Source organism: Kluyvera genomosp. 2 (genome assembly GCF_036759865.1).
Classification (GTDB): domain Bacteria; phylum Pseudomonadota; class Gammaproteobacteria; order Enterobacterales; family Enterobacteriaceae; genus Kluyvera; species Kluyvera ascorbata_B.
Genome location: NZ_JAPKIA010000003.1, coordinates 43880 through 64837, shown reverse-complemented (window position 1 = coordinate 64837; position 20958 = coordinate 43880). Strand labels below are relative to the sequence as shown.

General features: G+C 53.6%; 20 protein-coding genes. 6 read left to right on the top strand and 14 right to left on the bottom strand.

From position 1 onward, the window contains the following. Positions 1-13: 13 nt before the first annotated feature. From V6942_RS03680 to nagB, 6 genes are all read right to left on the bottom strand, one after another. Positions 14-766 (bottom strand): HAD-IIA family hydrolase, encoded by a 753-nt coding sequence (locus V6942_RS03680; protein WP_106924677.1) that lies wholly within the window; start codon positions 764-766, stop codon positions 14-16. Positions 767-851: 85 nt separating this feature from the next. Further along, complete coding sequence (locus V6942_RS03675) at positions 852-1256, bottom strand: type II TA system antitoxin MqsA family protein (RefSeq protein WP_106924676.1); 405 nt, start codon at positions 1254-1256, stop codon at positions 852-854. A 1-nt stretch (position 1257) separates the two neighbouring features. Further along, positions 1258-1557: a type II toxin-antitoxin system MqsR family toxin gene (locus V6942_RS03670; RefSeq protein WP_333500819.1), complete on the bottom strand. Its 300-nt coding sequence runs from the start codon at positions 1555-1557 to the stop codon at positions 1258-1260. 123 nt (positions 1558-1680) lie between these two features. After that, positions 1681-2901 carry a DNA-binding transcriptional regulator NagC gene (nagC, locus tag V6942_RS03665; protein WP_182928313.1) on the bottom strand — a complete coding sequence of 407 codons (1221 nt, stop codon included), beginning with the start codon at positions 2899-2901 and terminating at the stop codon, positions 1681-1683. An 8-nt stretch (positions 2902-2909) separates the two neighbouring features. Further along, positions 2910-4058, bottom strand: a complete 1149-nt coding sequence (gene nagA, locus V6942_RS03660; RefSeq protein WP_106924673.1) for an N-acetylglucosamine-6-phosphate deacetylase — start codon at positions 4056-4058, stop codon at positions 2910-2912. Positions 4059-4116: 58 nt separating this feature from the next. After that, a complete protein-coding gene (gene nagB / locus V6942_RS03655; RefSeq protein ID WP_106924672.1) occupies positions 4117-4917 on the bottom strand; it encodes a glucosamine-6-phosphate deaminase in 801 nt (266 codons plus the stop codon). 341 nt (positions 4918-5258) lie between these two features. On the opposite strand from nagB, the gene nagE reads away from it, so the two are divergent. The 4 genes from nagE (at position 5259) to chiQ (ending at position 11296) form a co-directional block, all read left to right on the top strand. Further along, positions 5259-7208 carry a PTS N-acetyl glucosamine transporter subunit IIABC gene (nagE, locus tag V6942_RS03650; protein ID WP_106924670.1) on the top strand — a complete coding sequence of 650 codons (1950 nt, stop codon included), beginning with the start codon at positions 5259-5261 and terminating at the stop codon, positions 7206-7208. Positions 7209-7394: 186 nt separating this feature from the next. Continuing rightward, entirely contained in the window at positions 7395-9053 is a 1659-nt protein-coding gene (gene glnS / locus V6942_RS03645; RefSeq protein WP_106924669.1) for a glutamine--tRNA ligase, read from the top strand. A gap of 447 nt (positions 9054-9500) precedes the next feature. Continuing rightward, positions 9501-10907: a chitoporin ChiP gene (gene chiP, locus V6942_RS03640; RefSeq protein ID WP_106924668.1), complete on the top strand. Its 1407-nt coding sequence runs from the start codon at positions 9501-9503 to the stop codon at positions 10905-10907. 50 nt (positions 10908-10957) lie between these two features. Continuing rightward, positions 10958-11296 (top strand): ChiQ/YbfN family lipoprotein, encoded by a 339-nt coding sequence (gene chiQ, locus V6942_RS03635; RefSeq protein WP_106924667.1) that lies wholly within the window; start codon positions 10958-10960, stop codon positions 11294-11296. Positions 11297-11417: 121 nt separating this feature from the next. Here chiQ and fur read toward each other — a convergent pair whose 3' ends face one another. The 4 genes from fur to ybfF all read right to left on the bottom strand — a co-directional run bounded on the left by fur (position 11418) and on the right by ybfF (position 14031). Continuing rightward, on the bottom strand, positions 11418-11870 hold the full coding sequence (gene fur / locus V6942_RS03630) for a ferric iron uptake transcriptional regulator (RefSeq protein ID WP_106924666.1): 453 nt from the start codon (positions 11868-11870) through the stop codon (positions 11418-11420). Positions 11871-12162: 292 nt separating this feature from the next. Continuing rightward, positions 12163-12693, bottom strand: a complete 531-nt coding sequence (fldA, locus tag V6942_RS03625; protein WP_064548295.1) for a flavodoxin FldA — start codon at positions 12691-12693, stop codon at positions 12163-12165. 150 nt (positions 12694-12843) lie between these two features. Then, positions 12844-13137, bottom strand: a complete 294-nt coding sequence (gene ybfE, locus V6942_RS03620; protein ID WP_106924665.1) for a LexA regulated protein — start codon at positions 13135-13137, stop codon at positions 12844-12846. A 129-nt stretch (positions 13138-13266) separates the two neighbouring features. Continuing rightward, complete coding sequence (gene ybfF / locus V6942_RS03615; RefSeq protein WP_182929284.1) at positions 13267-14031, bottom strand: esterase; 765 nt, start codon at positions 14029-14031, stop codon at positions 13267-13269. A 182-nt stretch (positions 14032-14213) separates the two neighbouring features. Between ybfF and seqA the strand changes: the two genes are divergently transcribed. After that, a complete protein-coding gene (gene seqA, locus V6942_RS03610; RefSeq protein WP_106924663.1) occupies positions 14214-14786 on the top strand; it encodes a replication initiation negative regulator SeqA in 573 nt (190 codons plus the stop codon). 38 nt (positions 14787-14824) lie between these two features. Beyond that, positions 14825-16465 carry a phosphoglucomutase (alpha-D-glucose-1,6-bisphosphate-dependent) gene (gene pgm, locus V6942_RS03605; RefSeq protein ID WP_106924662.1) on the top strand — a complete coding sequence of 547 codons (1641 nt, stop codon included), beginning with the start codon at positions 14825-14827 and terminating at the stop codon, positions 16463-16465. A 72-nt stretch (positions 16466-16537) separates the two neighbouring features. On the opposite strand, the gene V6942_RS03600 is transcribed toward pgm, so the two are convergent. The 4 genes from V6942_RS03600 to speFL form a co-directional block, all read right to left on the bottom strand. Then, positions 16538-17011: a pyridoxamine 5'-phosphate oxidase family protein gene (locus tag V6942_RS03600; RefSeq protein ID WP_106924661.1), complete on the bottom strand. Its 474-nt coding sequence runs from the start codon at positions 17009-17011 to the stop codon at positions 16538-16540. 62 nt (positions 17012-17073) lie between these two features. Continuing rightward, complete coding sequence (gene potE / locus V6942_RS03595; protein ID WP_106924660.1) at positions 17074-18390, bottom strand: putrescine-ornithine antiporter; 1317 nt, start codon at positions 18388-18390, stop codon at positions 17074-17076. Then, a complete protein-coding gene (speF, locus tag V6942_RS03590) occupies positions 18387-20582 on the bottom strand; it encodes an ornithine decarboxylase SpeF (protein WP_106924659.1) in 2196 nt (731 codons plus the stop codon). Before speF ends, potE begins: the two co-directional genes overlap by 4 nt. A 243-nt stretch (positions 20583-20825) precedes the next feature. Then, positions 20826-20930: a leader peptide SpeFL gene (speFL, locus tag V6942_RS03585; protein ID WP_106924658.1), complete on the bottom strand. Its 105-nt coding sequence runs from the start codon at positions 20928-20930 to the stop codon at positions 20826-20828. Positions 20931-20958: the final 28 nt, after the last annotated feature.

The window sequence follows — 20958 nt, the reverse complement described above, 5'->3', positions numbered from 1 at the left end:
GACGTGGTTTTGTTTAGATAATATCGATTTCCGCGACTGACGGATAAATCCAGGATGGCCTGAATGGCATATTGTCGATGTCATCAACGGTAGAGACGCCAGAGAGGACCAGAATCGTTTCCAGCCCGGCCTGGAATCCGGCCAGAATATCGGTGCGTAGATTATCGCCAACGATCACCGTTTGCTCTGAGTGCGCCTGCATCTTGTTAAGTGCGGCGCGAATGATCCACGGACTTGGCTTGCCCACGACGAAGGGTTTGCGGCCAGAGATTTTTTCAATGCCTGCGCAAAGCGCGCCGCATGCCGGATAGTATCCGCGCCCGTGCGTGTCGGGGTTCGTGGCGATGAAGCGTGCACCATTGGCCACGAAGAACGCCGCTTTGTGCATCATTTCCCAGTTAAACGAGCGGGTTTCGCCAACGATAACGAAGTCCGGGTTGACGTCAGTAATGGTGAATCCGGCTTTATACAGTTCATGAATCAGTGCGCCTTCGCCCACCACATAGGCTTTTTTCCCTTCTTGACGACGCAGAAAATCGGCCGTGGCCATGGCGGAGGTATAAAACACGCTGTCAGGAACGTCGATGCCGGCGGTCGCGAAACGGTTTGCTAAATCCTGGCCCGTCTGTGAAGGGTAGTTGGTCAGGCAGAGAAAAGGCATACCTTTATCCAGCACGCGCGCGACGAACTCTGCCGCGCCCGGCACCGCAACGTTATCGTGCATCAGCACGCCGTCAATATCACAGATTACATTCTGAATGGTCATGGACTACCTGGCGTTTGTTTTAAAGAGGCGTAATTATACACGTTATCCTTCAGGCTGCCTTGTCGTTGGCCTGTTCTCTCATTCTTTACGCTTGTTTTCTCAGCTCTTCGAACCATTCAGGGTGTTTTTCTAAGGTCTTAAACAGCAGAATGAGTGGCTTGGGGGGCGCAATTCGCCCCGTTTCATAACGGCTAAAGGCGTTTGCGCCGCCGCCAAATATTTCTGCTGCCTGGCGCTGATCGAGTTCCAGACTTTTTCGTACGCGGGCGATGAACGCAGGGTCAACCTCACGAGCATTGACCTGGCGGTTAAATTCCACCATGCCAGCCATATACGCATCGCCTTCACCTTTGCCAAAGATAATTTCACCGCAGGCGTCACAGTACTGGCCTTTTACGCCGTAAAAAGTTGTTTTATTCCCTTTGTATTCATAGGGGATATTGCGACATTCATGCTTGAGTTCCGCACCACCGCAAAGAGGACATTTCATGCTATAGCTCCTTAAATGACACTATCAGGAGGTTGCCTGATACGATGAATTTTATGGATAGAGGCTGCCCTCTGTAGACCGGGCGATAGACCTCATGCCAGATGGTGTGGTCATGATGCGCCGTCATGCTTTTGTAAAAATCGCTGGTGTTCAGTGCCATAACAACCTCAAGGAGGTCCTGTTTTGACCGAAATCCGATTTGAGACGCGCTGATTAACGCTGTATTTGTGATGCTGACACGACCATTACGGGCCATGTTTTTTAGGATGCTTAAGCGGGTATGCGGCGTTCTCTTTTCCATAAGATTAACCTAAATGCCAAATTTGGCAAATAGGTTAATGGGGGCGGGCGGTGTGTCCAGATACTCTGATATAAAGATTTGCGCCACATCAACAGTTGCAACGCATTACTTGCCGGTTTGCGACTACCCTTCCAGCAAATGCTGTAGCAGGATACCGTTGAGCATCGCGCGTTTGACCAGCGCAAAAGCGCCGATAGCCGAGCGGTGGTCGAGGGTTGAACGAACAACCGGTAGATTCTTGCGAAAGGCCTTTAAAACCTGCGTGTTGATGCAGCCTTCAATGGCGGGCAACAGTACGCGGTCGGCTTCGATGATTTCACCGGCAATCACCACTTTCTGCGGGTTAAACAGGTTGATGGCAATGGCGATGGTTTTTCCCAGATGGCGACCGACGTGTTCAATGACTTCGGTCGCCAGCGGGTCGCCTTTATTGGCGGCTTTGCAGATGGTTTTGATATGGCAGTCATCAAGCGTAACCCGGCTCTGATAGCCCTGTTCGAGCAGATGACGTACGCGTTGTTCGATAGCGGCGTTGGCGGCAACGGTCTCCAGACAACCGAAGTTGCCGCAGTGACAGCGTTCACCGAGCGGGTCGACCTGAATATGACCAATTTCACCGACGTTACCATTACGGCCGATAAAAATGCGCCCGTTGGAGATAATGCCCGCACCGGTGCCGCGATGCACGCGCACCAGAATGGAGTCTTCACAGTCCTGGCTTGCACCAAAGTAGTGCTCGGCCAGCGCCAGGCTGCGGATATCGTGACCGACAAAGCAGGTCACTTTAAAACGTTTTTCCAACGCTTCAACCAGCCGCCAGTTCTCTACCGGAATATGCGGCATATAGCGAATCACGCCGCTCTCCGGGTCAACCAGACCGGGTAAAATGACGGAAATCGCAATCAGCTCGCGGATTTTACGCTGGCACGATTCAATAAAGGTGGCGATGGTATTAAGCAGCGCATGTTCCAGCGTCTCCTGGGTGCGCTCCGGCAGCGGATAATGTTCTTCTGCGACGGCTTTACTGCTCAGATCGTACAGCGTCAGCGTCGTGTCGTGACGGCCCAGGCGCACGCCAATCGCGTGGAAGTTGCGGGTTTCGGTGATGATAGAGATAGCGCGGCGGCCTCCGGTGGAGGCCTGCTGATCGACTTCTTTGATCAGCCCGCGTTCAATAAGCTGACGCGTGATTTTGGTCACGCTGGCGGGAGCAAGCTGGCTTTGCTCGGCAATCTGAATACGCGAGATTGGCCCATGCTGGTCAATCAGGCGGTAAACGGCCGCGCTGTTTAGCTGTTTTACGAGGTCAACATTACCAATTTGAGCTTGTCCGCCTGATGTCATACTTTCTCTTACTTAGTAACGACCTCGTTGCCATTAACGATGGTCTTGATGATGTTAAAGTCGTGCGTAAATGCGGTCAGGTTCGCGACTTTGCCTGGCCCAATGCTGCCAAGGCGTTTGTCGACGCCAATGGCGCGGGCAGGGTAGAGCGTCGCCATGCGCAGCACTTCGTCCAGCGCGATATTCGCGTGCTCGACCAGATTGCGTACACCTTCGATCATCGTCAACGATGAGCCGCTGAGGGTACCGTTCTCATCTACGCAGAGCCCATTGCGGTAGTATATTGTTTTACCGGCAAAAATGAACTGCTCAATATTGGCACCTGCCGGCGCGGTGGCGTCGGTGACCAGGCACAGCTTATCGCCTTTCAGGCGCTTGGCGTTACGGATATTAATAAAGTCGACGTGCAGACCGTCGGCGATAATTCCGCAGTAAATTTCGTTGGCATCGAGAATGGCGCCGGTCAGGCCTGGTTCACGGCCGGACATATACGGCATCGCGTTAAACAGATGCGTAGCAAAGGTAATACCCGCGCGGAAACCGATGCGCGCTTCTTTCGCCGTGGCGTTAGAGTGACCGGCAGAAACCACGATACCGGCATTTGCCAGCGCGGTAATGACTTCCGGTTCTACCATTTCGGGTGCCAGGGTGACTTTGGTGATGACGTCGGCGTTATCGCAAAGGAATTTCACCAGCTCAGCATCCGGCTTGCGTACGAAGTCCGGATTGTGGGTGCCTTTTTTCACCAGGTTCAGCCACGGGCCTTCAAGGTGCAGGCCCAGCGCCTGGTTCGGGTGTTTAGCGAGATACTCACGCATCACGCGCACGCCCTGTTTCATCAGATCGTCGCTGGTGGTGATAAGCGTCGGCAGGAAGTTTGTGCAGCCCGACTTTTCGTTGGCTTTTTGCATAATTTCCAGCGTTTCAACGGTAACCGCCTCGGCGGTATCGTTGAACTGTACGCCGCCGCAGCCGTTAAGCTGAACGTCGATAAAGCCCGGGGCGATAATGGCGCCATTAACGGAACGCTGTTCGACGTTCGCGGGTACATCAGCCAGTGGGCAAACACGTTCAATAAGGCCATTGGCGATGATAATCGCATGGTCATCCAGAATTTCGTGACCGGTAAAGATCCGGCCATGGGTTAATGCATACATTACGACCCCCGGTATTCAAAAAATGTTGTCCCGCGACGGAGCGCGGGACGATAATACATTACAGACCTTTAATATTTTCAGCTTCTAATTCAGTGAAATATTTCAGGGTCTTCACCTTCAGTTCCATCGTGGATGGTTCGTCACAGACGATCAGTGATTTCGGGTGCAGCTGCAGACAGGTAATGGTCCACATGTGGTTAACGTTGCCTTCTACCGCCTGCTGCAGCGCCAGCGCTTTCGTTGCGCCCTGCACCAGAATCATCACTTCTTCGGCATCCAGCAGAGTACCCACGCCCACGGTCAGCGCATATTTAGGCACCAGCGCTACGTCGCCATCGAAGAAGCGAGAGTTGGCTACGCGCGTTTCGTGAGTCAGCGTTTTGATACGGGTACGCGAAGAGAGCGAAGACGCTGGCTCGTTGAACGCGATGTGACCGTCGTTACCCACGCCGCCCATAAACAGGTGGATTTTACCGTAAGAGCGGATTTTTTCTTCGTAGCGGCGGCATTCGGCATCCACGTCCGGCGCGTTACCGTTCAGCAGGTTGATATTTTCTTCAGGAATATCGATGTGATCGAAGAAGTTACGGTGCATGAAGCTGTAGTAGCTTTCCGGATGCTCTTTCGGCAGGCCAACATATTCGTCCATGTTGAAGGTGACGACGTGCTTGAAGCTAACCTGGCCCGCTTTATGCATTTCGACTAAGACTTTATAAGTCGCCAGCGGGGTACCGCCGGTTGGCAGGCCGAGGACAAACGGGCGGTCGGCGGTGGGTTTAAACGCATTGATGCGGTTAACGATGTGGCGAGCAGCCCATTTGCCGACTTGTTCAGCGTTAACGAGAGGAATCAGTCTCATTCTTCACCTCAAAATGTAAAATGTAAGAAGTTGGCGGATGGCGTCTCCGTGCACTCTCTAAGCGTAACCTGTTTGCATCGATAGGGAGCAATCCGTTTTGATTTTTTGAATGATAAAATAAGTTTTCAGTGTTAGCCAGTAAAAGGGAGTGGTGATAACAATATTTGGTGACTGTAGTCACAAAAAACACGTGTTTAATTTGCGATACGAATTAAACTTTCACACACTCTGATGCCTGAACAGGTGTGTATGCAGTTTACAAGACATCACAGTGTCATGCTTTTTTACACAATAAAAAATGGCTTAAATGAGCCGTGTCGGGGTCTCGTAGGGGGAATAAGATGAATATTTTAGGTTTTTTCCAGCGACTAGGTAGGGCCTTACAGCTCCCTATCGCCGTGCTGCCGGTGGCGGCGCTGTTGCTGCGATTCGGTCAGCCAGATTTACTGAACGTTGCGTTTATTGCGCAGGCCGGTGGGTCTATCTTTGATAACCTGGCGCTAATCTTCGCTATCGGTGTGGCATCCAGCTGGTCGAAAGACAACGCGGGTTCGGCAGCGCTGGCGGGCGCAGTAGGTTATTTCGTATTGACCAAAGCAATGGTTACCATCAACCCAGCGATTAACATGGGGGTACTGGCCGGTATCATCACCGGTCTGGTTGCGGGTGCGACGTACAACCGTTGGGCGGGCATCAAACTGCCTGACTTCCTGAGCTTCTTCGGCGGTAAACGTTTCGTGCCGATCGCCACCGGTTTCTTCTGCCTGGTGCTGGCTGCTATCTTCGGCTACGTGTGGCCGCCGGTGCAGAACGCCATCCACGCAGGTGGTGAATGGATCGTGGGCGCTGGCGCGCTGGGCTCCGGTATCTTTGGTTTCATTAACCGTCTGCTGATCCCAACCGGTCTGCATCAGGTGCTGAACACTATCGCCTGGTTCCAGATTGGTGAATTCACCAACGCGGCGGGTGCGGTCTTCCACGGTGACATCAACCGCTTCTATGCGGGTGACGGCACTGCGGGGATGTTCATGTCCGGCTTCTTCCCGATCATGATGTTCGGTCTACCGGGTGCGGCGCTGGCGATGTACTTCGCAGCACCGAAAGCACGTCGTCCGATGGTTGGCGGTATGCTGCTGTCCGTCGCGGTCACTGCGTTCCTGACCGGTGTGACCGAGCCGCTGGAATTCCTGTTCATGTTCCTGGCACCGGTACTGTACCTCCTGCACGCGATTCTGACCGGCGTAAGCCTGTTTATCGCTACGCTGCTGGGTATTCACGCGGGCTTCTCCTTCTCCGCTGGCGCCATCGACTACGTGTTGATGTACAGCCTGCCGGCAGCAAGTAAGAACGTCTGGATGCTGGTGGTAATGGGTCTGGTGTTCTTCGTTATCTACTTCGTACTGTTCAGCGTGGTTATCCGCATGTTTAACCTGAAAACGCCCGGCCGTGAAGATAAAGACGACAGCGTGGTAACTGAAGAAGCAAACAGCAACACCGAAGAAGGCTTGAACCAGCTGGCCACTAACTACATTGCCGCCGTAGGGGGCACTGACAACCTGAAAGCGATTGACGCCTGCATTACCCGTCTGCGCTTGACCGTTGCTGACTCTGCGAAAGTGAACGATGCCGTATGTAAACGTCTCGGCGCCTCCGGCGTAGTGAAACTGAACAAGCAAACCATCCAGGTTATCGTGGGTGCGAAAGCGGAATCTATCGGCGACGCCATGAAGAAAGTGGTTGCGCGTGGCCCGGTTGCCGCAGCGGCAGCGGACAGCGCTGCACCGGCAGCACCGGCGGCGGCAAAACCGCAGGCTGTGGCGAATGCCGCAACCGTAGAAACCCTGGTTTCTCCGATTACCGGTGATGTGGTGGCGCTGGAGCAGGTACCTGATGAAGCGTTCGCCAGCAAAGCGGTTGGTGACGGCGTCGCGGTGAAACCGACGGACAAAATTGTCGTTTCCCCGGCTGCGGGCACCATTGTGAAAATCTTCAACACTAACCATGCGTTCTGTCTGGAAACAGACAAAGGTGCGGAAATCGTTGTCCATATGGGTATCGATACCGTTGCGCTGGAAGGGAAAGGCTTTAAACGCCTGGTTGAAGAAGGTGCGGAAGTGACGGCAGGCCAGCCTATCCTGGAAATGGATCTGGACTTCCTGAACGCGAACGCGCGTTCAATGATTAGCCCGGTGGTGTGCAGCAACAGCGATGATTTCGGCGGCCTGGTGATTAAGGCTGAAGGTCACGTCGTTGCAGGGCAAACGCCGCTGTATGAGATTAAAGGTAAGTAATCGCTCCTGAGTAAAGTAGATTAATGCCTTAAGCGGCGGGGGGAGATCCTCCGCCGCTTTTTTTTGTCGTAAATCCCCCCATATACACCAGAGAGACGCCATTTTTGTGCAACTAATAGTTGTCTCTTAGCGCCGCTTATAAGATCATGTGCCGTTATACGTTGTTTACGCTTTGAGGAATCCAAGATGAGTGAGGCTGAAGCCCGCCCGACTAACTTTATTCGTCAGATCATTGATGAAGATCTGGCTACCGGTAAGCACACCACGGTGCATACCCGTTTTCCGCCAGAGCCGAATGGTTATCTGCACATCGGCCATGCGAAATCCATCTGCCTGAACTTCGGCATTGCGCAAGACTACCAGGGCCAGTGCAACCTGCGTTTCGATGACACCAACCCGGTCAAAGAAGACATCGAATACGTTGACTCCATCAAAAATGACGTCGAGTGGTTAGGTTTTCACTGGTCTGGCAACGTTCGCTATTCCTCGGATTACTTCGATCAGCTGCACGCATACGCGGTAGAGCTCATCAATAAAGGCCTGGCCTACGTTGACGAGCTGACCCCAGAACAGATCCGCGAGTACCGCGGCACGCTAACCGCACCGGGTAAAAACAGCCCGTTCCGCGATCGCAGCGTGGAAGAGAACCTGGCGCTGTTCGAAAAAATGCGTACCGGCGGCTTTGCGGAAGGTACCGCCTGTCTGCGCGCGAAAATCGATATGGCGTCGCCGTTTATCGTCATGCGCGATCCGGTGCTGTACCGCATTAAATTTGCCGATCACCACCAGACCGGCACCAAGTGGTGCATCTACCCGATGTACGACTTTACCCACTGCATCAGCGATGCCCTGGAAGGCATTACCCACTCGCTGTGTACGCTGGAATTCCAGGACAACCGTCGTCTGTACGACTGGGTACTGGACAACATTTCCATTCCGGTTCACCCGCGTCAGTATGAATTCTCGCGCCTGAATCTGGAATACACCGTGATGTCCAAGCGCAAGCTGAACCAGCTGGTCATGGAAAAACACGTAGAAGGTTGGGACGACCCGCGTATGCCGACCATCTCCGGTCTGCGTCGTCGTGGCTACACCGCCGCGTCCATCCGTGAGTTCTGTAAACGCATCGGCGTGACCAAGCAGGACAACACCATTGAGATGGCATCGCTGGAATCCTGCATTCGCGAAGATCTGAACGAAAATGCGCCGCGCGCGATGGCGGTTATCGATCCGGTTAAGCTGGTTATCGAAAACTACCCGCAGGGCGAAAGCGAAATGGTCGCCATGCCTAACCATCCGAATAAGCCGGAGATGGGCAGCCGCGACGTGCCGTTCAGTGCGGAAATCTGGATCGATCGCGCCGACTTCCGTGAAGAAGCGAACAAACAGTACAAGCGTCTGGTGATGGGCAAAGAAGTTCGCCTGCGTAACGCCTACGTCGTGAAAGCAGAACGCGTGGAGAAAGATGCTGAAGGCAATATCACCACCATCTTCTGCACCTACGATGCCGATACCCTGAGCAAAGATCCGGCCGATGGTCGCAAGGTGAAGGGCGTTATTCACTGGGTGAGCGCCGCGCATGCGCTACCGGTAGAAATTCGTCTGTATGACCGTCTGTTCAGCGTGCCGAATCCGGGCGCTGCGGAAGACTTCCTCGCGGTGATGAACCCTGAGTCGCTGGTCATCAAGCAGGGCTATGCCGAACCGTCTCTGCAGGCCGCAGAGGCCGGTAAAGCGTATCAGTTTGAGCGTGAGGGGTACTTCTGTCTCGACAGCCGCTACACCACCGCGGATAAACTGGTCTTTAACCGTACCGTCGGTTTACGTGATACCTGGGCGGGCTAAGCTCAGTCAGCAGAATAAAAAACGCCGCTTTTGCGGCGTTTTTTTTACGCCAGAATCAGGAGGGCAATTTTGTCCCCGTATCGTTCATGATGACTTATCATTTCGCAGAGCGAATTAATAGTAATATCCTGGGTCTGATACGTTCGTTTTTTTTCACAACTCCCATCACACATTCTGAATGTAAACGGTCTCATTAACATTCCACTCAGGCCCCGCAAGGGTTGGCGTGGATAAATGTTAATAACGCATTACGTTACACATTGAAACCAAATATGTGCGCTTTGTCATAATCCTGCACTCTTGTTGCGGAAAAGGATTGATAATTCGCGTCGCGAAAAATAGTCTATCCGTGTACTAAATATCTTTTTCCAGAAGTTCATTTTTTTTAAGTTTTATTTTTTGCCTCTGCTTTGCGGCGGCATTTTAAAAGTCAAAGAGGATATAACTATGCGTACGTTTAGTGGCAAACGTAGTACGCTGGCGCTGGCTATCGCCGGTGTGACAGCTCTCTCAGGTTTTGCAATGACCCCGGAAGCCAAAGCGGAAGGGTTTATTGATGATTCAACATTGACCGGTGGCGTCTATTACTGGCAGCGTGAACGTGACCGTAAAGATGTGACCGACCACGACAAATATAAAACCAACCTTTCCCACTCCACCTGGAACGCTAACCTTGATTTCCAGTCTGGCTATGCGGCTGACATGTTCGGTATTGATATTGCGGCGTTTACCGCAATTGAAATGGCGGAAAGCAGCGAAAGTGGCCACCCGAACGAAATTGCCTTCTCGTCGAAAAACAAAGGTTACAGCGAAGATTACAGCGGCGATAAGAGCGGTATCAGCCTGTATAAAGCGGCAGCTAAATTTAAACTGGGCCCAACCTGGGCACGTGCCGGTTACATTCAGCCAACCGGTCAAACCCTGCTGGCGCCGCACTGGAGCTTTATGCCGGGTACCTATCAGGGTGCTGAAGCCGGGGCGAATTTCGACTACGGCGACAACGGTGCGCTGAGCTTCTCGTACATGTGGACCAACGAGTATAAAGCGCCGTGGCACCTGGAGATGGACGACTTCTATCAGGCCGATAAGAAGACCAAGGTTGATTATCTGCACTCCGTTGGTGCGAAATATGATTTCAAAAACAACCTGGTGCTGGAAGCAGCATTCGGTCAGGCGGAAGGGTATGTTGATCAGTACTTCGCCAAAGCCAGCTACAAGTTTGATATTCCTGGCGGCCCGCTGACCACCAGCTACCAGTTCTACGGTACGCGCGACAAGGTTAACGACGGCAGCGTAAACGATATCTATGATGGCACCGCCTGGCTGCAGGCGCTGACATTCGGCTACAAGCTGAACGAAGTCTTTGACTTCCGCCTGGAAGGGACCTGGGTTAAGGCCGACGGTCAGCAGGGTTACTTCCTGCAACGTATGACCCCGACCTACGCATCGTCCAACGGTCGTCTGGATATCTGGTGGGATAACCGTTCTGACTTCAACGCCAACGGCGAAAAGGCGGTCTTCTTCGGTACCATGTATGACCTGAAGAACTGGAACCTGCCGGGCTGGGCAGTAGGGGCTTCCTATGTCTATGCATGGGATGCGAAGCCAGCGACCTGGCAGAGCAACCCGGATGCTTACTACAACAAAAACAACACTATCAGAGAGTCTGCATACAGTCTGGATGCGATGTACACCGTACAGGAAGGCCGCGCGAAGGGTACGCTCTTCAAACTGCATTTCACTCAGTATGACAACCACTCCGATATCCCGAGCTGGGGCGGTGGTTACGGCAACATCTTCCAGGATGAGCGCGACGTGAAATTCATGGTTATCGCTCCGTTCACTATTTTCTGATGCATGATGCGGCAGGGGGAGACCTCTGCCGCCGCTAAGAGGCTCATCGTATGAAAAAACTGATTATGGTTGCTCTGATGGCCGCAGGGCTGACCGCCTGTGTTCAGCCGCCAGCGCCAAAAGAAGACAGCAAGCTGAAGGATGCCTACAGCGCCTGTATTAACACCGCGCAGGGTAATCCGGATAAAATCGAAGCCTGCCAAAGCGTGCTGAACGTGCTGAAACAAGAGAAGCAGCACCAGCAGTTTGCTAACCAGGAAAGCGTGCGCGTGCTGGATTATCAGCAGTGCATTCAGGCAACCCGTACCGGTAACGACCAGGCGGTAAAAGCCAAATGCGATAAAATGTGGCAGGAAATTCGCAGCAACAATACTCCTGCGCAAAAATAAATATTCCGCCACGCTAATCACTGAAAAAACCGCTGCTTGCAGCGGTTTTTTTATGGCCAATATCTGACGGCAGGCGAAAAAAAACCAGCGGATAGCGCTGGTTTTTAACGAAGACGATGCGTTATTTTTCTACGGCGTCGTGAGCGTGTTCATCTTCACGGCAGTCGCCTTCAGCGCAGTGGCCGTACAGATAAAGACTATGGTTAGTCAGGCGAATACCGTGCTTCGCGGCGATTTCACGCTGGCGAGCTTCAATGGAATCATCGCTGAACTCGATCACTTTCCCGCAATCAAGGCAGATCAGGTGATCGTGGTGATGCTGCTGGGTCAGTTCGAAAACGGATTTGCCGCCTTCAAAGTTATGACGGGTAACGATGCCAGCATCGTCAAACTGGTTCAGGACGCGGTAAACCGTCGCCAGACCAATTTCTTCACCCATGTCGATCAGGCGTTTGTATAAGTCTTCCGCACTGACATGGTGGTTGTCCGGCCCCTGAAGCACTTCCAGGATCTTTAACCGTGGAAGTGTGACTTTCAGGCCAGCCTTCTTTAATGCGGTATTATTGTCAGTCATGCGGAATCTGTCCTGTTGCTAAACGATTAACTTCCATCAGCGAAAGTATCACAGAGAATTCACCCGTTTTAATGCGTCTCATTATAGAATGACCCTATTGAAATGAAAACAGCAAGACTTGGGTAAACTAAGCTTTCAAAAACGAGGCTTCATCGACAAACTCCCGATGAGACCGCGCTAAATCAGAAGATATTGTACAGGTATGCGCTAAAAAGTTAAAAAAATGTAGCTATTATTTTGATTGCTTTTACCTATTAATGAGGCGCAATTTCATAATTGCGCCTCATTATCATCAGGCGTTTTTAATTTCGTCCAGGTGCAGTTCTTCCGCGACCTGTTTAACCCATTTTTCAACGCGCTCTGCGGTCAGCTCCGGCTGACGATCTTCGTCAATGGCCAGACCGACAAAGTGGTCGTCATCGGCCAGACCTTTAGAGGCTTCAAAATGGTAGCCCGCGGTCGGCCAGTGGCCGACGATGGTGGCGCCGTTTGGTTCAATGATGTCACGGATGGTGCCCAGCGCATCGCAGAAGTATTCCGCATAATCTTCCTGATCGCCGCAGCCGAACAGCGCAACCAGCTTACCGTTGAAGTCCACTTCTTCCAGTGATGGGAAGAAATCATCCCAGTCGCACTGTGCTTCACCGTAGTACCAGGTCGGGATACCCAGCAGCAGGATATCGTAGCCCGCCAGGTCTTCTTTGCTGCTCTTGGCAATGTCGTGAACGTCTGCGACATCTTTACCAAGCTGTTTTTGAATCATTTTTGCGATATTTTCGGTGTTCCCGGTGTCGCTACCGAAGAAGATGCCAACGATTGCCATGAGTAAAATAACCTCTTGAAACTTAATGATATGGTGGTGGCTTATTGCCCACAGATAAGGGCAATCATAGCAGAACAGAGAAGCGTGCGGAAACAGCTATCGTGCCGGACTGCACACTCTGCTACATGAAAGTGTGTTCTGGGGGATTTTTCAGACGTTCCCCTGTCCGTGCAACAGGGCTAACTGGCTCATCAGAATTTCTTCGATGAGTTCGCTACGGCTCATGTCACGGGCAGTTGCCAGCTCGTTAAGCGCATCAACGGCGTCGCTGTTCAGTTTGAGCTCGACGCGCTTAAGCCCGCGAACTTTATCGCGTTTGAGCTGATTGCGCTTATTAATGCGGAGCTGTTCGTCACGCGAAAGCGGATTGGTTTTGGGTCTTCCCGGCCGACGCTCATTTGCGAACAAATCTAATGTCGTACGGTCCGTTTGTTCTTTTGCCATGGTTCAGAGTGACTTCGGGGAAACAAGCTACCGGGCGGTGCCCGATGCAGACAGCGCGCAATCATACAACAGTGGGGCCCGCACGCCAACGACCACGGCCATTCTGACGCGCGGTCGATGCATTTTTAATCACTCTGCGAGGTAGCGGCGGATGGCACGCAGTACCGCATCCGGTTTTTCCGCGTGCACCCAGTGTCCTGCACCGGCAATGACGTGCGCTCTGGCCTGCGGGAACTGGGCGAGCAGATCGGCGCGGTAGGCTTCCGTAACGTACGGCGAGTTGCCGCCGGGAATAAACAGTGCCGGATGATCCCAGGCCGGAATGGCCTCCCAGCCCACGATATGCGGGTATTGTTCCCACAGCACCGGTACGTTAAAGCGCCAACCGCCGTCAACGAACGACTTCAGCAGGAATTGAATGACGCCCTCTTCATGCAAATACTCGCGCATGACCGTTGCCGCTTGTTGGCGAGTGGCAACTCCGGCGCTGGTGACGGCGTTAATGGCGGCAAAAATCTCATCGTGACGGCGCACGTGGTAGTCCACCGGCGCAATATCGATCGCGACCAGGCGGTCAATCCGCTCCGGAGCCAGCGCGGTCATCGCCATGACGGCTTTACCGCCCATGGAATGGCCAATCAGCGTGGCTTTTTCAATCTGGTTGGCGTCCAGGGTATCCAGCAGATCCTGCGCCATGGCCGGATAGTTCATCTCGTCGGCGCGAGGCGACAATCCGTGGTTACGCATATCGACCTGAATGATGTCGTGGTCAGAAACCAGGTCACGCGCCAGGATGCCCAGGTTATCCAGGCTGCCGAACAGGCCGTGAACCAGAACGATGGGGGAATTATTGTGCAGGTTTTGTGCAGTTTGCGCTCGGAAATTCAATTTCATAGCAAAGTTCTTTTTTTCGCATTGTCGGGTTAGGGTATCATGTTGAGCATTCTAACGCGCAGGGGGAAGTGAGGAACTCATCCGAATTTTGCCGTCCCCCTGGTTTGGCGCTACCCGCTGTTGGGTTTTGACTTTATAATCCCAATAAACTGTATACAGAAAAATAATTGCACCGGATTAAGATGAAAACGATCGAAGTTGATGACGAGCTCTATCGCTATATTGCAGCCCACACTCTGCGCATTGGCGAGAGCGCGTCCGACATTTTACGGCGTATGCTGAAATTCTCCGCCGCTTCCCAGCCGGCAGCCGCTGCTGTCGCGCCGGTCGTCAAAGCCGAACCCGTTGCCGCTCCGGCTCCGGCGGCTACCCCCGTTGCTGAGGTAAAAGCGGTCAAAACCGCCAAAGATAAAGTTCGCGCCATGCGCGAGCTGCTGCTTTCTGACGAATACGCTGAGCAGAAAAAGGCGGTAAATCGCTTTATGCTGGTGCTGACCACGCTCTATTCGCTGGACAACCAGGCGTTCGCCGAAGCCACCGAATCCCTTCACGGCCGTACCCGCGTCTACTTTGCCGAAAATGAGCAAACGCTGCTGAAAAACGGCAACCAGACCAAACCGAAACAGGTTCCGGATACGCCATACTGGGTTATCACTAATACCAATACGGGCCGTAAATGCAGCATGGTCGAACACATCATGCAGTCAATGCAATTCCCGGCGGAATTGATTGAAAAGGTTTGCGGTACCATCTAATACTGACAATCTAACCCTTGCATAAGAAGGACCAGGCAATGGCAAACCATACCCGTGCGGGTCAACCCGCACAGCAGAGTGATTTGATCAACGTCGCTCAACTGACTGCGCAGTACTACGTGCTGCAGCCGGACGTGAGCAATGCGGAACATGCGGTGAAATTCGGGACCTCCGGTCACCGCGGTAGTGCAGGTCGTCACAGCTTCAATGAAAAGCATATTTTGGCCATTGCCCAGGCGATTGCTGAAGAGCGCGCGAAAAACGGAATTTCGGGCCCATGCTTCGTCGGGAAGGATACGCACGCGCTCTCTGAGCCGGCGTTTATCTCCGTTCTTGAAGTGTTAGCCGCCAATGGGGTGGATGTTATTGTGCAGGAAGACAATGGTTTCACGCCGACACCGGCGGTTTCCAACGCTATCCTGGTACACAATAAAAAAGGCGGCCCGCTGGCTGACGGCATTGTGATTACGCCGTCCCACAACCCGCCGGAAGACGGTGGCATCAAGTACAACCCGCCAAACGGTGGTCCGGCTGATACCAACGTCACTAAAGTGGTTGAAGACCGCGCCAATGCGCTGCTCGCCGCCGATCTGGCTGGCGTTAAGCGTATTTCTTATGATGCCGCGCTGGCCTCGGGTCACGTGAAAGAAGTGGATCTGGTGCAGCCGTTTGTTGAAGGGCTGGCGGATATCGTCGATATGGCGGCTATCCAGAAAGCCGGTCTGACGCTGGGCGTCGATCCTCTCGGCGGCTCCGGTATTGAATACTGGAAACGTATCGCGAAGCACTACAACCTGAACCTGACTATCGTCAACGATCACGTTGACCAGACGTTCCGCTTTATGCACCTCGACAAAGACGGCGCTATCCGTATGGACTGTTCCTCCGAGTGTGCGATGGCTGGCCTGCTGGCGCTGCGCGATAAGTTTGATCTGGCGTTCGCCAATGACCCGGACTACGACCGTCACGGTATCGTGACTCCGGCAGGGCTGATGAACCCGAACCACTACCTGGCGGTGGCCATCAACTACCTGTTCCAGCACCGTCCTCAGTGGGGCAAAGAGGTCGCGGTCGGTAAAACGCTGGTCTCTTCCGCTATGATTGACCGCGTGGTGAACGACCTGGGGCGTAAGCTGGTAGAAGTACCGGTGGGCTTCAAATGGTTTGTTGACGGTCTGTTTGACGGTAGCTTCGGCTTTGGCGGTGAAGAGAGCGCGGGCGCGTCTTTCCTGCGTTTCGACGGCACGCCGTGGTCAACCGATAAAGACGGCATCATCATGTGCCTGCTGGCGGCAGAAATTACCGCCGTTACCGGTAAGAATCCGCAGGAGCACTACAACGAGCTGGCCGCACGCTTCGGTGCGCCGAGCTACAACCGTTTGCAGGCTAGCGCAACGTCCGCACAGAAAGCGGCGCTGTCTAAGCTCTCTCCGGAAATGGTAAGCGCCAGCACGCTGGCGGGCGATCCGATCACCGCTCGTCTGACGGCTGCGCCGGGTAACGGTGCGTCAATCGGCGGTCTGAAAGTCATGACTGACAACGGCTGGTTCGCTGCGCGTCCGTCCGGTACGGAAGATGCCTACAAAATTTACTGCGAAAGCTTCCTTGGCGCTGAGCATCGTCAGCAGATCGAGAAAGAAGCGGTTGAAATTGTTAGCGAAGTACTGAAAAACGCCTGATGGCGCTTCGCTTATCTGGCCTACGTCTCCTGTAGGCCTGTACTCTGAGGAGCCGAAAGGCTCCTTTTTTGATCACGCGGTGTGCTGATGGCAGGTTAAGGTCTGGCAATCGAGACGCACGACGCAAACAGCCTTCATCATGTCCTCCCGATAGTCAAAGGATTGCCCCGGCGCCGACTGACGCATGATCGCGTCCAGCCCGCGTATCATCTCTTCACGGTCATGTAAGATAGTCGCCCGGCCGCTGGCGATGATACTGGAATACGCGAAGCTAAAATCACAGGCCTCTGGTGCCGGAATTAACCCGTGATCGCCATCGATTTCAAGGCTGATGTGCGGGTCTTTACGCAGTAAACGCATCTTTTTGCCGGTGCGGGCACCGTGGAAAAAGAACGTCCAGCGTTCGTCCTCATAGGTATAACCAAAGTTGACCGGCACAATATACGGGCTGCGCTCGTCGTTAAGCGCGATGCGGCAAATTTGCTGGCGTTGAATCAGGGGAATGATTTTTTCTGCGGTGCTGATGATGCGTTCGGGATTGCTCATGATGGCTGTCTTATCACAAAGAAGGGGCCGGGCTGCAGGGGGACTACAGCCCGGCCGGATGATTAACCGTGTTTGTTTTTCAATTCAAAGCGCGGTGATACCAGACCGTACAGCGTCCAGCCGAGGAAGGTCACGATGGAACCGTACAGCATCGCTTCTTCGCCGGAAGAGAACAGGGCGTAGAAGCTGTACATCGCGCCGATAAACGCCACGATGTTAGCCATACGCGCTTTGCCCGCCGGTACGTTTGCCATCCGCTGGATAATCGCCAGCGCCGCCATCGACAGGATGTACGGAATGATGTTGGTCACCACCGCCAGGTTAACCAGTACGTTAAACTGGTTGTTCAGCGACGGGCTGATGGTCATCAGCGATAGGCCAGACTGAATAATCACAATCACCAGCATGCCTTTCACCGGTGCATCTGCATGGCTGACCTGTGAAAAGACTTTCGGGAAGTAGCCTTCGTCCGCAGAGGATTTGAAGACCTGGGCGATGGTGAACTGCCAGCCGAGCAGCGAACCGCAGCAGGACATCACCATCAGCGCCATGATCACTTTACCGACTTCCGGCGTGAACATCTGCGCAAAGGCCAGGCCAAACGGTGCGGTTGAGTTGGCCAGATCCATGTTTGGCACAATCCCGGCAATCACGTTGGTGGAAATGATGTAAATCACCGCAGCCCCCAACGTCCCGCCGAGTACGGCGATCGGGACGTTACGTTCCGGGTTTTCAACCACGTCGGCGTTGGCGCAGGCCGATTCCAGACCGAGGAAGGCCCACAGCGTCATGGCGATAGACGAGCCAACGGCGCTAAAGAACGGTACGTGATGCGGGTTCCAGGATTCGACATACATGGTCGGGCTGAACCAGAACCAACCGATGACGCACAGGCCGACAACCGGGATAATCACCCCCCAGACGGTAATGCTGCTGATCTGCCCGGTAATACGTGCACCGCCAAAGTTGGCGACCGTACAGATCCACAGGACACCGATGGTGGCCAGCCCGATTTGCACCGGGCTCAGCGTGGCACCGAAGAGCTCGGTGCCGTAACCCACAGCGGAGATAGCAATCGCCACGTTGGCAATCAGCAGTGAAACCCCGTAGGTATAGTTGGCCATAAAGTTGCCAGACTTACCAAAGGCATACTCGGCGTAGCCGCCCATGCCCCCGGATTTCTTACTGAACATCCCGCACTTAGCGAAGGCCCAGGCCAGCGCCATCGAACCGACGGCGGTGACCAGCCAGGAGATAATGGAGATGGTGCCGACTTCAGCGAGTTTGGTGGGCAGCATAATGATACCGGAGCCCATCATGTTCACCATCGTCAGGATGGTGAGCTGAACAACACCCATCTTATTTTTGGCTGTGCTCATAATTTCTCCCCTTTCAGCAGCGCCGGTTGCGGCTGCTGAGTCTTAATCACGTTGCACCACACTTCTTTGCGGCCATCATGTTCCTGGATATATACCCCTTGCAGTTCTGGCGCGAAGCCCGGCAGCAGGTTGATCCCTTCTTCCAGCGCTTTGAAGTAGCGCAGTACGGAATCACCCCAGATTTCGCCCGGGACAACGCACAGCACGCCAGGAGGATACGGCAGAGCACCTTCTGCGGCGATTTTGCCTTCCGCCATGGACAGCGGCACCAAATCGACTTCGCCACGGATATAAGCGAAGTTGGCTTCCTGCGGGTTCATGCTGACGCGCGGGAAGTGTGATTTACGGAACATCTCTTTCTGCAGCTGTTTCACGTTATGGCGGGCGTACAGGTTATGCATTTCCTGGCACAGTTGGCGCAGGGTGTAGCCTTCGTAACGATCTTTATGCTGCCCGTACAGCGACGGCAGAACGTCTTTCAGCGGCGCATCGGCTTCCAGCAGCGTTTCAAAGCGCACCAACAGCGCAACCAGCTGCTGCAGTTTGGCCATATCTTCGGCCGGTGTCAGCAGGAACAGGATAGAGTTGAGGTCGCATTTTTCCGGCACTACGCCGTGTTCGCGCAGGTAGTTCGCCAGAATGGTTGCCGGTACGCCGAAGGTGTCGTATTCGCCGTTGCCGTCAATCCCCGGCGTGGTCAGCAGGAGTTTGCAAGGGTCGACGAAATACTGATGTTCGGCGTAGCCTTCAAAACCATGCCAGCGTTCGCCCGGTACGAAGTGGAAGAAGCGCAGATCGTTAGCAATCTGCTCGGTCGGCCAGGACTGCCACGGTTTGCCGTCAACGTCGTTAGGCACAAACGGGCGAATATGGCGGCAGTTGTCGAGAATCAGCTTACGTGCTTCGATACCGTTCGCGACGCAGTCCATCCACATATTGCGGCCGGCCTGGCCTTCATGCATTTTGGCGTTCACGTCCAGCGCGGCAAACAGCGGGTAGAACGGGCTGGTGGACGCGTGCATCATAAAGGCGTTGTTCAGACGTTTGTGCGGAACATAACGCTGCTGGCCTTTAATATGGCTGTCTTTTTTATGAATTTGCGAGGTCTGGGAGAAACCAGCCTGCTGTTTATGCACCGACTGGGTGACCAGAATACCCGGATCGTTCTCGTTGAGTTCAAGCAGCAGCGGCGAGCAGTCGGCCATCATCGGAATAAACTGTTCGTAGCCTACCCACGCGGAGTCGAACAGGATGTAATCGCACAGGTGACCAATTTTATCAACGACCTGACGTGCGTTGTAAATGGTGCCGTCGTAGGTCCCTAACTGAATGACCGCCAGACGGAACGGGCGCTCGTTGCGCGCGCGGTTCGGTGCAACTTCGGCAACCAGCTCACGCAGGTAGCGTTCTTCAAAGCAGTGGGCATCAATACCGCCGATAAAGCCGTACGGGTTACGTGCGGTTTCCAGATACACCGGCGTTGCACCAGCCTGCAGCAGCGCGCCGTGGTGGTTTGATTTGTGGTTATTACGGTCAAACAGCACCAAATCGCCCGGGGTCAGCAGCGCATTCAGCACCACTTTGTTAGACGAAGAGGTCCCGTTCAGTACGAAGTAGGTTTTATCCGCGTTAAAGACTTTGGCTGCGTGCTGTTGGGCAATGCACGGTGCGCCTTCGTGGATCAGCAGGTCACCCATCGCGACGTCGGCGTTGCACAGGTCGGAGCGGAAAAGCGTTTCACCAAAGTATTCAACGAATTGGTTACCGGCAGGGTGACGGCGGAAGAATTCACCGCCCTGGTGCCCCGGGCAGTCAAACGCGCTGTTGCCCTGTGCTACGTAGTCGACCAGTGCGCTGAAGAACGGTGGGCGCAGATTCACTTCATATTTGTGCGCAGCGGCTTCCAGCTGGCGGCCGTAGAAGTCGTTACGGGTTTCATCGTGCTCAAATACCCCTTGAATACGTGAGAGATATTCAGAAGGAACGATTTGATCTTTATTAATAGCAATGAAGACGGGCAGGTTATAACCCGTGGCATCTATTTCATCGAGTTTACCGCACTCAACGTCTTCAATTGATAATACGGCGGCCGCGACATCAATAAAGTGGGTGTCACAGGTATTGATAATACTGCGCTGGGTAGTAAAGCAGTCCGGGCATGAACGACTTACGGCAATTTTTAATTCAGACATTTTTCGACTCTTCATTTTAGGTAATAGCAGTCCGTCAATTACTCAAAAGAGAAATTGATATCGCCGGAAAAAAAGCAAGACGATCCCGCTGACACTAAAATCAGGGCGTTGCTTTTTTCAGAATATGGCAAACCCAACCGGTCCGGTGGCCGGAAGAAACAGGTTTGTCAGAGCGAGCGCTGGCAGCAGGCGGTATGCCTGTATTTACAAGGAAATACTGCGAGGCGCCCGAAGTCGGAAGACTTATCGGGCGTTAAAGAAGTGAAAGTCGAAGCTATTACGGTGGGCAAACATCATAATATGTGTTGTCCGCCGGATATGGGGCATTTGTCGGTTATTATTTTCCATTTCGTATCCCTCCGATGAATATCTTAAG

What these genes read in the sequence shown, in the direction of transcription:
- V6942_RS03680 (WP_106924677.1), bottom strand. Translation starts at nt 766, where the DNA reads ATGACCATTCAGAATGTAATCTGTGATATTGACGGCGTGCTGATGCAC.
- V6942_RS03675 (WP_106924676.1), bottom strand. Translation starts at nt 1,256, where the DNA reads ATGAAATGTCCTCTTTGCGGTGGTGCGGAACTCAAGCATGAATGTCGC.
- V6942_RS03670 (WP_333500819.1), bottom strand. Translation starts at nt 1,557, where the DNA reads ATGGAAAAGAGAACGCCGCATACCCGCTTAAGCATCCTAAAAAACATG.
- nagC (WP_182928313.1), bottom strand. Translation starts at nt 2,901, where the DNA reads ATGACATCAGGCGGACAAGCTCAAATTGGTAATGTTGACCTCGTAAAA.
- nagA (WP_106924673.1), bottom strand. Translation starts at nt 4,058, where the DNA reads ATGTATGCATTAACCCATGGCCGGATCTTTACCGGTCACGAAATTCTG.
- nagB (WP_106924672.1), bottom strand. Translation starts at nt 4,917, where the DNA reads ATGAGACTGATTCCTCTCGTTAACGCTGAACAAGTCGGCAAATGGGCT.
- nagE (WP_106924670.1), top strand. Translation starts at nt 5,259, where the DNA reads ATGAATATTTTAGGTTTTTTCCAGCGACTAGGTAGGGCCTTACAGCTC.
- glnS (WP_106924669.1), top strand. Translation starts at nt 7,395, where the DNA reads ATGAGTGAGGCTGAAGCCCGCCCGACTAACTTTATTCGTCAGATCATT.
- chiP (WP_106924668.1), top strand. Translation starts at nt 9,501, where the DNA reads ATGCGTACGTTTAGTGGCAAACGTAGTACGCTGGCGCTGGCTATCGCC.
- chiQ (WP_106924667.1), top strand. Translation starts at nt 10,958, where the DNA reads ATGAAAAAACTGATTATGGTTGCTCTGATGGCCGCAGGGCTGACCGCC.
- fur (WP_106924666.1), bottom strand. Translation starts at nt 11,870, where the DNA reads ATGACTGACAATAATACCGCATTAAAGAAGGCTGGCCTGAAAGTCACA.
- fldA (WP_064548295.1), bottom strand. Translation starts at nt 12,693, where the DNA reads ATGGCAATCGTTGGCATCTTCTTCGGTAGCGACACCGGGAACACCGAA.
- ybfE (WP_106924665.1), bottom strand. Translation starts at nt 13,137, where the DNA reads ATGGCAAAAGAACAAACGGACCGTACGACATTAGATTTGTTCGCAAAT.
- ybfF (WP_182929284.1), bottom strand. Translation starts at nt 14,031, where the DNA reads ATGAAATTGAATTTCCGAGCGCAAACTGCACAAAACCTGCACAATAAT.
- seqA (WP_106924663.1), top strand. Translation starts at nt 14,214, where the DNA reads ATGAAAACGATCGAAGTTGATGACGAGCTCTATCGCTATATTGCAGCC.
- pgm (WP_106924662.1), top strand. Translation starts at nt 14,825, where the DNA reads ATGGCAAACCATACCCGTGCGGGTCAACCCGCACAGCAGAGTGATTTG.
- V6942_RS03600 (WP_106924661.1), bottom strand. Translation starts at nt 17,011, where the DNA reads ATGAGCAATCCCGAACGCATCATCAGCACCGCAGAAAAAATCATTCCC.
- potE (WP_106924660.1), bottom strand. Translation starts at nt 18,390, where the DNA reads ATGAGCACAGCCAAAAATAAGATGGGTGTTGTTCAGCTCACCATCCTG.
- speF (WP_106924659.1), bottom strand. Translation starts at nt 20,582, where the DNA reads ATGTCTGAATTAAAAATTGCCGTAAGTCGTTCATGCCCGGACTGCTTT.
- speFL (WP_106924658.1), bottom strand. Translation starts at nt 20,930, where the DNA reads ATGGAAAATAATAACCGACAAATGCCCCATATCCGGCGGACAACACAT.